The 8,782-nt window shown below is 35.3% G+C and carries 12 protein-coding genes and 1 pseudogene; 9 read left to right on the plus strand and 4 right to left on the minus strand.

Annotated elements, in window-relative coordinates:
* Positions 1-100: 100 nt before the first annotated feature.
* Genes cfbE through ACJMLO_RS04270 form a run of 3 tightly spaced genes read right to left on the minus strand, consistent with a single transcriptional unit; the run spans position 101 to position 3,836 of the window.
* The gene (gene cfbE / locus ACJMLO_RS04260) at positions 101-1,519 is read right to left on the minus strand and encodes a coenzyme F430 synthase (protein WP_405294247.1); all 1,419 of its coding nucleotides are present in this window, start codon (positions 1,517-1,519) and stop codon (positions 101-103) included.
* Positions 1,519-3,372, minus strand: a complete 1,854-nt coding sequence (locus tag ACJMLO_RS04265) for a bifunctional NADP phosphatase/NAD kinase (RefSeq protein WP_405294249.1) — start codon at positions 3,370-3,372, stop codon at positions 1,519-1,521. The genes cfbE and ACJMLO_RS04265 overlap by 1 nt, the downstream gene beginning before the upstream one ends.
* Before the next feature lie 2 nt (positions 3,373-3,374).
* Positions 3,375-3,836, minus strand: coding sequence for a pyruvoyl-dependent arginine decarboxylase (locus ACJMLO_RS04270; protein WP_405294251.1), 462 nt, complete (start codon positions 3,834-3,836; stop codon positions 3,375-3,377).
* Between the two features lie 182 nt (positions 3,837-4,018).
* On the opposite strand from ACJMLO_RS04270, the gene ACJMLO_RS04275 reads away from it, so the two are divergent.
* The 5 genes from ACJMLO_RS04275 (at position 4,019) to ACJMLO_RS04295 (ending at position 6,743) form a co-directional block, all read left to right on the plus strand.
* Positions 4,019-4,414 carry a translation initiation factor IF-5A gene (locus ACJMLO_RS04275; protein WP_292604345.1) on the plus strand — a complete coding sequence of 132 codons (396 nt, stop codon included), beginning with the start codon at positions 4,019-4,021 and terminating at the stop codon, positions 4,412-4,414.
* 35 nt (positions 4,415-4,449) lie between these two features.
* Entirely contained in the window at positions 4,450-5,316 is an 867-nt protein-coding gene (speB, locus tag ACJMLO_RS04280) for an agmatinase (protein ID WP_405294252.1), read from the plus strand.
* Positions 5,317-5,491: 175 nt separating this feature from the next.
* A complete protein-coding gene (locus ACJMLO_RS04285) occupies positions 5,492-5,650 on the plus strand; it encodes a hypothetical protein (protein WP_405294254.1) in 159 nt (52 codons plus the stop codon).
* Complete coding sequence (locus ACJMLO_RS04290) at positions 5,641-5,778, plus strand: hypothetical protein (protein ID WP_405294256.1); 138 nt, start codon at positions 5,641-5,643, stop codon at positions 5,776-5,778. Before ACJMLO_RS04285 ends, ACJMLO_RS04290 begins: the two co-directional genes overlap by 10 nt.
* 17 nt (positions 5,779-5,795) lie before the next feature.
* A complete protein-coding gene (locus ACJMLO_RS04295) occupies positions 5,796-6,743 on the plus strand; it encodes a solute carrier family 23 protein (RefSeq protein WP_405294258.1) in 948 nt (315 codons plus the stop codon).
* Positions 6,744-6,785: 42 nt separating this feature from the next.
* Here ACJMLO_RS04295 and ACJMLO_RS04300 read toward each other — a convergent pair whose 3' ends face one another.
* On the minus strand, positions 6,786-7,064 hold the full coding sequence (locus ACJMLO_RS04300) for an ArsR/SmtB family transcription factor (RefSeq protein WP_405294260.1): 279 nt from the start codon (positions 7,062-7,064) through the stop codon (positions 6,786-6,788).
* A 136-nt stretch (positions 7,065-7,200) separates the two neighbouring features.
* On the opposite strand from ACJMLO_RS04300, the gene ACJMLO_RS04305 reads away from it, so the two are divergent.
* The 4 genes and pseudogenes from ACJMLO_RS04305 to ACJMLO_RS04320 all read left to right on the plus strand — a co-directional run.
* On the plus strand, positions 7,201-7,644 hold the full coding sequence (locus ACJMLO_RS04305) for a hypothetical protein (protein ID WP_405294262.1): 444 nt from the start codon (positions 7,201-7,203) through the stop codon (positions 7,642-7,644).
* Positions 7,645-7,689: 45 nt separating this feature from the next.
* Positions 7,690-8,160: a hypothetical protein gene (locus ACJMLO_RS04310; RefSeq protein WP_405294264.1), complete on the plus strand. Its 471-nt coding sequence runs from the start codon at positions 7,690-7,692 to the stop codon at positions 8,158-8,160.
* A 10-nt stretch (positions 8,161-8,170) separates the two neighbouring features.
* Entirely contained in the window at positions 8,171-8,485 is a 315-nt protein-coding gene (locus ACJMLO_RS04315) for a DUF5518 domain-containing protein (RefSeq protein ID WP_405294266.1), read from the plus strand.
* Between the two features lie 104 nt (positions 8,486-8,589).
* A pseudogene (locus ACJMLO_RS04320) lies at positions 8,590-8,782 on the plus strand (TIGR00300 family protein); the annotation flags it as partial.

Below are 8,782 nucleotides of genomic sequence, written 5' to 3' on the forward strand. Positions count from 1 at the left end.
CAATTTTAAAATTTATTTTATAAGATTGACTTATAACATTTTGTTACATTATTAATCTTTAGAATTAATATATATTAAATGTTTCAATTTTTGGAGCATTTCACCTTTGTGAAAGTTTCCTGTAATCTGAGCGATAGATAAAAAGAAGATTTTTTTCATTTTCGATGGCCATGTTGTAAACATCATTGCAGTTTTCAATATATGTAAACTTCCTATTGATTTTTGAGGAGAGGGACAATCCCAAATCTCCGGTTAGTATCAAATCGCTTTCAAGGCCATTTAAATATGTCGCTAGTTTTTCTTCATCGATTTCTTCGCATGTTATTCCGTAATCTCCTCCTATTGAAATGAGGTAATCATCTAAATTGCGGATCATGTTCACCGATTCTTTTATGGCCTGTGTATTTAGTCCAGGATTTATCTCTTCAATAATTGTTGAGTTTTTAATGATTTTTCTGTTGGTTCTGCCGGGAATGCCTTTATAGCTTTTGATTCCATTAATTATCTTGTCTTGATTAATCTCTAAACTGAGGCAGGTTAAGATAACTCCCAAAACATTGCTTGCATGGTGAGGACCGGGGGCAAAGCAGTCTAATTTGATTTCACCGGAAACAACATTATCATTAATGGTTTTTACATTGCGGTATTCGATTTCAAGTTCTGTTAGGTCTAAATCATATTTCGCATTTCTGATAAATAAGTTTGCATTTCTGTCATTTAGGCTGAATGTGTTGGTTTTCTCGTGTTTGATGTCTGAATAGTATTTGTCAAACGCTTCTTTTTGAATGCAAACGCATTTGCATTTGAAAACTTGTCTTTTTGCCTGTGATGCGCTACCTCTGCCTTTTGCTATCGGATAGTCTTCGGCAATGTTCAATAAAAGTCCCACATCTCCAATGCCGCAGACGCCTAATGAGGACTCGAAAATGGCTGAATTATATTTTTTCAGGTTTTTGCTTTCAACTGTTCCTTCGGCAATTTTACAGATGGGGTTGGCAATTTTATAAGCCAAATCCACAGTTTCCTTAATATTTGCCGGGGTAATGGATATGTTTCTTTTTAAGATGATTTCATTATGGTTTTCGTATAGCAGGGCTCCCAGACTTGACAGGATTAGGGGATTGTCATCTAGCAGTATTTCCTTAAGCATAAATGCGGAGGTTGTTTTTCCCTTAACTCCGGTAATTTCGATTTTGATGATGTCTCTGCCCCAGCCATCCAAAAGGTCCTTTACAATATCATGATGGGTTTGAAATGTATAATTCAGGTTAGGATTATAAGATTTTATTTCATTGGGGCTTAACGGAAGGTGTATGGGATAGATTACATTCATATCTCCCTTAAAATTCGTCAAATCTTCTAACTGGATTAGTTCTACATCGTAAACTTCAAGCATTTTTTTGTCAATGCCTTTCAGTGTATTGTATATGTCATATGCAAGGACATTTTTGCCTTTTTTGGCTAAACTGATGGCGATTTTTACTCCGCCGTGGGTTAAGTCAATTACAAGATTGTTCATTATGGGCACCGGGTGTTGTTTTCGATTCCACCGTCTTTCAGTTTGTCCTTAACTTTTTCATAGAAGTATTTGCTTGAAGTTCTGATGAAGTATGCATTCTTGTTTGATTTTTTGAATTTGATTTCTTCTTCGTATTCTGCCTCTTCATTGATTTGACCATCCATAACAAATACTGCGCTTTTACCTTTTTTAAGTAATTTGACAGTAATTTCACTATTGTCTGATACTACAAATGGCCTTACTCCTAACTTATACGGACAGATTGGAATTATGACAAATCCTGCCACTTTTGGATCAACAATTGGGCCTCCGGCAGACATTGCATAAGCGGTAGAACCGCTTGGAGTTGAGATAATTAGCCCGTCTGCTCTAACCTCTTCTATAATTTCACCATCAACCTGTATTTCAAAATGAAGCATTTTGGCAGGTTTGTCGGTCATGACAACCACTTCATTCATTGCGGTGAAATTGTGATTTTCGTGTGATACTACAAGCCTTGTTCTTTTTTCTTTATAGTAATTTCCTTTCAAGATCTCTTTTAGAGCGGTAAATGTGTCCTTAACTTCAATTTCAGTTAAAAACCCTACTGTTCCCATGTTTATTCCAAAGATTGGAATCTCCGGGTTAAGTCTTGACTGTGCTCTTAGAAGTGTTCCGTCTCCTCCAAGGATTGTCGCCATATCGCAATCAAAATTAAAGAGTTCCTCGCTTAATTTGTTATAATCAATATTCAAATCGATATCGTCAAGCATATCTGCAATTTCGGGATATACGTCTTTTGTATCCTGAATAATCTTATCCAGATTAGGATTGTCCTTAAGTTCAATTAGTTTTTCCGACAATCTTTTTTCAATGACAACTTCACATCCGTTTGTCAATATAAAATCGATAATCTTGGCTGTAAATAGGATTGGAACTTTTTTATCTATTCTTGAAATGATTCCGATTTTACCGATGACGTCTGCCTGATTATTATTTAATATGTCAATGATTTGTTTATGCATTACTTTGTTGTTTGCAGCAACCACAATGGTTTTTTCGTAAATGCTCAATACGTTATTGAGGGGCTGGCCGTATTTGTCGGTGATGATACATCCTGCTTCATCAAGAATTAGTTTTCCGGCAGCTATGTCAATTATTCTGCTTCCTCTCAAATCAAGAAATGCATCGTATCTTCCGCTTGCAACATATGAAAGTTCCAACACGACACTTCCAAGAACCCTCATACGGCGGGCTCTGTCAACGAGTTTGGATGCTTCTGAGGTTCCGGATTTGGTAAATCCTCCGAGGGTCATGTTGTTGATTTTAACATTGTCGCTTGGCTTTACATTTTCATTGTTCAATTTGCATCCTTTGCCTTTTTCAGCTTCAAAGTAGTTCCCGTTGGCTAAATTGTATACAAAACCAAGTTCCACATCGTTTATTGTTGCAAGTCTTCCCTGATTAACTTCTGCAACTGCTATTGAAATGGCATATGCAGGAATTTCTTTAATTGCATTGCTTGTTCCATCAACCGGATCAATTAGAAATATGAATTTTGGTGTTTCTTCATCGCTCAAATCGGTTCTTCTCAATTCCTGTGTTAATGTGATGCTTCTTTTAGTTCCCTTACCTAATTTCAGTTCTCCAATTTCTTCACTAACCAAATATGATAAGACATTAGCATTTTTAAGGATATTGACAATTTTCTCTTCCACGACATGGTCGATATAGGATGTGGGAGTGCCGTCAGCCCCGATTTTTATATGTGTGCCTCCGAATTCCGTTCCGGCATATTCCCTGGCAATAGGTCCTACTGCCCTTATGATTCTGTTAGCTAAATTTTTAGCAATCTTTTTGCTTTTTTCATCCATTGTTATTTCTCCTCAATATCGTCATTCAAATAAACCACTGAGGCCACCACTGAAGCGATTTCTTCAACAGTTGTTGTTGAAATTTCAGTGTACAGTTTTCTGATTTCAACACCTCTTTTTTCCATCATATATTCAACCATTTCTTTTGATTGTCTGATAATTTCATCAGCATCTCTGTTGATGTGTGATGCTTCGACTACACAGCCCAATTCGTCTCCGATGGCCACACTTACTGAGGCGGTTATCACATCTCCCGGAGTGTCTGAGGTTATTTCAGATAAAACGCAGTTTACCATTGAACCCGCTTTGAGTTTAGGCAATGGCTGAATCTTTGCATTTCCTGCAAGCATGCTGGAAACTTTTATTAGATTAACATCACCAATTCCCGCATCACTGAGGGCATTGTCAAATGCATTTAATTTTGTTGGTCCTTCCTCTTTTCCAGAAACGATTGCTATTCTCATTTTATCACTGATTAATTATTTGTCATTTAATATATTTAAATAGTCTAAGGTTTCAAGTTTATTATTTTTTTGAAATAAACGAATGATTTATATAAAATGGAAAAGATAGTTTATAGTAATCTAATAATATTCCTTATTATAAGATTAAAAACCGGTTTTTATATAAAAATGGAGGAAAATTAATGTCAACAAAAGTTGTAGAAATTAAAACATTAAAAGTTGGAAAATATATAGTTTTAGGAGGAGAAGCCTGTAAAATCATCAGTTATACCACTTCATCTCCTGGTAAACACGGAGCTGCAAAAGCAAGAATCGAAGCAGTCGGTGTTTTCGATAATCAAAAAAGAAGTCTCGTTAAACCTGTAGATAACAAAGTAGATATTCCTATAATCGACAAAAGATTAGGACAAGTTATCTCTATCCAGGGTGACAATGTACAGATTATGGATATGGAAAATTATGATACCATTGACTTGCCAATGCCTGAAGACTTAAAAGATGCAATCGTTGAAGGTATTGAAGTTGAATACATTGTTGCTATGGGAAACATGAAAATAATGAGAACTAGAGGATCATAAGTTCTCTTTTTTTATTTTCCTTTTTTTAGATAAATATGCTTTTAAATACTTATGAACCGTGGAAATTTGCATTTTCAGCAGAAAATGACGAAATCAAAGAAAATTCATTTGGGATAATTGGAGTTCCATTTGACAGCACTACTTCTTATCATTCCGGTTCACGTTTAGGACCAATTGTTGTTCGTGAAGCTTCATTTGGTTTTGAAAAATACAATACTATTTTTAATAAAGATTTAACCGCTACTTTTTATGATTTCGGTGACGTCAATGTCGTTCCGGGAAACTGTGAAAAAACCTGCAAGATTGTTGAAGACACTGTTTCAGAACTGCTCGGCCTAAATATAAAACCGATTATCATTGGCGGTGAGCACTCAGCATCAATCGGAGCCATAAATGCATTATATGAGAAATATGACAAGCTGACCGTAATACATCTTGATGCCCATCGTGATTTGGCCTTTGAATTCATCGGCGAGAAATACTCACATGCAACCGTAATGAGAAGAGCACATGAAAAGGGCGTCAGTCTTGTACAGATTGGAATAAGATCATCATCAAAAGAGGAAGAGGAATACGTAAAGTCAACATATGACATTCAGACATTCAAAAACAGGGATGTCCACAAGCATATGGATGCAATCGAATATTACCTCACAAACATCGATGGACCAATCTACATTTCAGTGGATATGGATGTTTTCAATCCGGCCATAGCTCCAAACGTTGGAAATCCGACTCCTGGTGGATTGTTTGTCCATGACATCGAAACAATCCTTGAAACATTATGCCACAAGAATATTGTCGGTTTGGATGTAGTTGAAACCGCAAGCAACAGATTGGGCGATGCAACTGCCGTTGTTGCAGCCAAAATCATCTATGATTTCTTGACTTTAATTGAATAGTTCAAATGTAAAAAATATATAGATAAATTTAATACTCATTTTTTTTAAAGATAATACTATCTGGCGAAAGTTATCTTCGCAGAGGTGTTATATATTTGAAAATTTTTTTAAATTTGAGGAAAATGGAACTAATTTTAAAACTGAAATTATTGCAGGTCTCACCACATTCCTCGCCATGGCTTACATTTTAGGTGTAAACCCTGTTATCTTGGGTGATGGTGGTTTGCCTGTTACCGGAGTATTTTTTGCAACTGCTGTTGCATCCGGTGTTGCTAGTATAATTATGGGCTGGTTGCCAAATATCCGGTCGGACTGGCTCCAGGTATGGGACTGAACGCGCTGTTTACATATACAATAATCCTTGGAATGGGAAACAGTGCTGAAACTGCACTTGCAGCGGTACTTCTTTCAAGTATAATCTTTTTAATATTACCATTTCCGGTCTTAGGGAAGCTATCCTAAATGCAATTCCTCTTGACTTGAAACTCGGTATCGGTGCAGCAATAGGATTTTTCCTTGCATTTTTAGGTCTCAAAGGTGCAGGAATCATTGCAGCTGATCCTTCAACTTTCGTAACAATGGGATCACTCACAGCCGCTCCGGCACTTCTTGCATTAATCGGTATTATCATCACATTGATTTTATATGTTAAACAAGTGCCTGCATCCGTATTCATCGGTTTGGTGCTCACTGCAATCATTGGTGTAATATTCACTCTGGCAGGATTCGGTACCGGTGATGTATTGATGCCTGCCGTTCCGGCACAGGCCATATCCTTTGATTTTGACCTCTCCCTATTTGGTGCATGTTTCAATGGATTCGGAACACTTTTCAATAACATTCCAAACCTGATAATGATGCTTTTTTCACTCGTATTCGTGACATTCTTCGATACAACAGGAACACTGATGGCTATCGGAAGACAATGCGGATTCATCGATGAAGAAGGTCATGCTGCTGGAATTGAAAAGGCATTCCTCGCAGATGCAGTCGGAGGTATTGTAGGTGCAGTATTCGGTACAAGTACTGTCACAGCATATGTGGAAAGTGCAACTGGTGTCGGTCTTGGTGGTAAAACAGGATTGGCCGCTATTGTCACAGGTATATTATTCTTCTTATCAATCATCTTTGCTCCATTAGTGCTTGGATTATTCACATCTCCAGTCACCTGTGCAGCATTGGTTATTGTCGGTATATTGATGATCGGACAATTGAAAGAAGTTGAATGGGACAATATTGTTGTAGCATCTTCAGTATTTATGACCATTGTCATGATGATTTTAACCTACTCCATTTCATTGGGTATCGCTTGGGGATTCGTAGTTTACGCAGTTGCAAGCATAGCCAGTGGAAAGGCAAAAGAGTTAGGTTGGGCTATCTGGCTGATGGTTATAGTATTTGTAATATATCTGTTCTTCGGACTTTAGACTCAATTTTTGAGTCTACTTTTTTTTATTTTTTTTTTAAAATCAGTCGTTATAATCTTTTTCTACTTTGTCAAGATAATATTTGCCCTTATCGGTGATGCTGTAAAATCTATATCGTTTGTCCTCTTCATTAAGACATTCCACTAGTTCTGCTTCCTTTAATGTTTTAAGATATTTTGAAACATGGTTGCTGTTGTCATCAATTTCCTTGCTGATTTTTGACGGTATCTTATCTTCCTTTTCAAGTGATTTTAAAACATTTAATCTTTTTTTAGAGCGTGCTAGCAGAGATACAATGCTCATATCGTCTTTTTGACTCATATTTAAAAATTTAATTTTAGCTATTTAATAGATATCTATATGATATTAGCATGCTAATAGCAATGTTTATATTATGTGTGTACCAAATCTATTATTACAATTATGGAGGTTAATTATGAACAAGAAAATTTTAACTTTGTTAGTTGTATTTTTTGTAGCTATTTCTGTAGCTTGTGTATATGCAGAAGGAATGGAATCTCATGATTTCGGAAAGTTTAAAATGGATATTCCAGTTGCTCCAAATGGAGAAATAGAGGAAACTCAAGGAGGTACTGGAAATCATCCTATATATGCAATTCCTAATCCTGATAGTACTCTTTTTGCTTATGCGGACTATTTCGACACAAGTTATGTAAATGGAACCAAAAATGTCACTGATTTTGTTTTAAATAAGGTTAAAGAAAATTACACTGTAGATGTTGTAAATGGTACACCTACATGGGTTTATGATGGTGATGAAAATTCATATGCTTCAAATATGGGATATCTGGTATCTTCAGATGATGACACACAAGTTGTACTTATTCAAGGTAGAGATATTCATATCCAAGATGCTGTGAATAGTATTGAATTTAAATAAGTAAGCAATAGTTTACTTATTTTACTTTTTTTTTAAGGTGGAACAATGAATAAAAAGGTTTTATTTACTTTAATAATATTGTTTATATCTATTGTTTCGGCATCCAGTGTTAGCGCATGGTGGATATTCGGTGGTGGAAGTGATGTGACCGTTAACGGAGTTAATTTCCATTTGCCTGACGGATTTGATGTTGAAAATCCAGTAAAGTCTGACATTGATGATACCTATGAAAATACTGTTTATAAGAATACTGAAACTGGTGATGCTGTTGATATTGCAGTTGATAATAAAGTAGCGGATGATTCATCAATAACTAATTCCTTAATTAACAAAGGATTTGAACAAAAAAATATCGCTGGAAAAGATGGATTTTATAAAATGTATTTGTCAACAAATGTAGAATTTGTTTATATTGATAATGATAAGGTTGTTTCTATTATAGTTCCATTTGTTTATGATAAGTATGGAGATAATTTCATGAAATATGATGAGCTTCTTGCTGAAATAATTAAATGAAGGGGATATAATGAGTGAGGATATTGCAAATAATTTTGAACTAAGGCCGGTCATTATAGGTGCAGTAATTTCAATCGTATGTATAGTGATTGGAATGTCAACGGGTATTGGGTTTTTAGGTATTTTTGGATTGATTATAGGATCTGCAGTAGCAGGTTTCATTAGTGAAAATTCAACAAGGTATGCCTTAATATATGGTGCGATTATTGGAATTGTTAGTAGTTTTTTATTATTTACAGTATTTACAATACCTATATTTATTATATTAGGGTTATTCGGAGGATTTGTTGGTAAAATCATAAAGAGCAATTTTCAAATTGAATAACCTAATTTCAATCCATATTTTTCTTTTTTTCAAACCATAACAATACCATTAAATATTACTCAAAACAATATCTATAATATTAACTAAAAATGGAGCATATTGTTATGAATAAACGAACTATTGAGCTTTCAGGCCATATTATCGACTCATTGACTCTAACCAAGACAATGGGCATTATTATGGACAAGGGCGGAGAATTTGATATTTTGGAAATCGATGTTGGACGTAAAAAATCAGATGTAAGTCATGCAAAGATTGAAGTTTCCGCCAATTCTCCCGAACTACTTGAATCTATTT

The organism is Methanobrevibacter sp., from assembly GCF_045120835.1.
Taxonomy (GTDB): Archaea; Methanobacteriota; Methanobacteria; order Methanobacteriales; family Methanobacteriaceae; genus Methanocatella.

Bases quoted from the DNA above. Each gene is read 5' to 3' on its own strand.
- ACJMLO_RS04285 (WP_405294254.1), top strand. From the start codon at position 5,492: ATGGCTTACATTTTAGGTGTAAACCCTGTTATCTTGGGTGATGGTGGT.
- ACJMLO_RS04265 (WP_405294249.1), bottom strand. From the start codon at position 3,372: ATGGATGAAAAAAGCAAAAAGATTGCTAAAAATTTAGCTAACAGAATC.
- speB (WP_405294252.1), top strand. From the start codon at position 4,450: ATGCTTTTAAATACTTATGAACCGTGGAAATTTGCATTTTCAGCAGAA.
- ACJMLO_RS04315 (WP_405294266.1), top strand. From the start codon at position 8,171: ATGAGTGAGGATATTGCAAATAATTTTGAACTAAGGCCGGTCATTATA.
- ACJMLO_RS04290 (WP_405294256.1), top strand. From the start codon at position 5,641: ATGGGACTGAACGCGCTGTTTACATATACAATAATCCTTGGAATGGGA.
- ACJMLO_RS04275 (WP_292604345.1), top strand. From the start codon at position 4,019: ATGTCAACAAAAGTTGTAGAAATTAAAACATTAAAAGTTGGAAAATAT.
- ACJMLO_RS04270 (WP_405294251.1), bottom strand. From the start codon at position 3,836: ATGAGAATAGCAATCGTTTCTGGAAAAGAGGAAGGACCAACAAAATTA.
- ACJMLO_RS04300 (WP_405294260.1), bottom strand. From the start codon at position 7,064: ATGAGTCAAAAAGACGATATGAGCATTGTATCTCTGCTAGCACGCTCT.
- ACJMLO_RS04310 (WP_405294264.1), top strand. From the start codon at position 7,690: ATGAATAAAAAGGTTTTATTTACTTTAATAATATTGTTTATATCTATT.
- cfbE (WP_405294247.1), bottom strand. From the start codon at position 1,519: ATGAACAATCTTGTAATTGACTTAACCCACGGCGGAGTAAAAATCGCC.